We start from the raw sequence: 1652 nt of genomic DNA, 5'->3' as shown, positions 1-1652 counted from the left end.
CCATAGCATGATGTTAGACTTATACTTAAAATTAACAGTAAACATTTAATTAAATTTTTCATAGTTCATTCTTTTAAATAAATATTCTCTAATTTCCTTTTTTTCAAATATATCACACAACGTTCCGGCGCTTGGCGAGGTTGCGAACTTCGTAACCGAGTACTTTCGGCTAAGATAAAATTTCTTGCGAAATGTAGATGTAAATTTACTACAAAATTCGCAATCTTGCCAAACGGCTGTTATACCTGGTTGCGACACGTTTGTTGAGCACCAAAGATTAGACGTTTCAATATTCGATTCCTATTGCGCAAAGTTTGTCCGCCTTCCAATTTACTTTTCTGATATTTGTCCACGTTGCAAATTTCAATTAAACTCAACAATAAAATTCGATATTCAATTGTCCGCAAAGTGATTTCCGTTTCGCTTGTCCACTTCGATTAAATTCCAATTTTTTTCGGTTTAGATCGGCTATGCGCAAAGTTCGGTTATGCATTCAGTTCGGTTTATGAGCAATTATTAACTTCCATTTTTCAGAATATCAATTTTCAGCATTTGAGTCCGTCCAAGGAGCAATCAGGTATAACGTTCTGGCACTACAGCGGGTTTGGGACTAAATTAAGCTCTGTTTTCGGATTTGCCAAATCATCCCAAATACAAAACCATTTTTCCATTAAGCCAATTGCCCAAATCCGTTGTAGTGGCTGTTACCAGAGGTTTTTATTCGCGAAACTTGTATTTGTAATTATTTTCTAAATTTTTTTGTTCAGTTTCCGTTAATCTCATAAAAGCAATACACTGACCGTATCCATAATCACTTTCACCAAGACATTCAACAATTCTGGTTTTCTGTGCTTTTATTTTTTCATGACACACTTCAAATACTTTTATGTCAAGCCAATCTTCAGAATATTCAGGCTTAAATTTTATAATTTCTTCGTCTAGTTCAAATTCTATAGTAGTCGGTCCAGAAGGACTCTGCCATTTTTCCTTAATATTTCGGGGATTGAAAGAACCATTTGATAGATTTGAAAACATTTTAATTACGTCAACATAGGCATTGTTTTCAGCACCAACATCGCATTCTAAGTCTAAATAAATCATTTTGGTTTTATCAAGACAGGCTAAGTCAAATTCATCTAATTCCATTCCAGGGTCATATTTTTTCTCAAATATTTTGGAATATTCATCAATTCTAATTGTATGCAATTTTTCAAAAACTTCATTATCAGTAAGTTTTTTAAATTTTTCAAAGAATCCACATTTTCTTAAAATTGAAATATTTTGGATAACATTTTCTTTAGAAATTTTCTTTTCAGAATTCATTTTATAGTTTTTTCTCGGATTGTCACAAGAGATAAATATCAATAAAAGTAATATGATGTATTTCATTTCCGGTATTGTTTTTCAAAATCTCTGGTAACGTTCTGGCGCTACACGAGGTTTGGGATTAAAGACGCGAGGTTTTTCGGTTAAACACAAATTTTCCAAATACAAAACCATCTTTAAATTCAACCGAATGCCCAAATCTCGTGTAACGGCTGTTAGCGGTTCGGTTTTATTTTCATTAGTTTTTCAGTTTCAGAATTATAAAGCTCAACACCTTTTGAAACTTCTTCATCGTAATAAATTTCGTCTATGCCTATGTAAATTAG

Annotated in this window: 1 protein-coding gene; it reads right to left on the bottom strand. The window is 32.6% G+C overall.

What is annotated here, in order from left to right; all coding sequences use genetic code 11:
- Nucleotides 1-717 precede the first annotated feature (717 nt).
- A complete protein-coding gene (locus tag AAEO57_RS20785; protein ID WP_341694942.1) occupies nucleotides 718-1389 on the bottom strand; it encodes a hypothetical protein in 672 nt (223 codons plus the stop codon).
- Nucleotides 1390-1652: the final 263 nt, after the last annotated feature.

Origin of the sequence: Flavobacterium calami (assembly GCF_038290035.1) — a bacterium.
Lineage (GTDB): Bacteria > Bacteroidota > Bacteroidia > Flavobacteriales > Flavobacteriaceae > Flavobacterium > Flavobacterium calami.
Note: the sequence above shows the minus strand (reverse complement) of the source record. Positions and strands in the feature narration are given on the sequence as shown.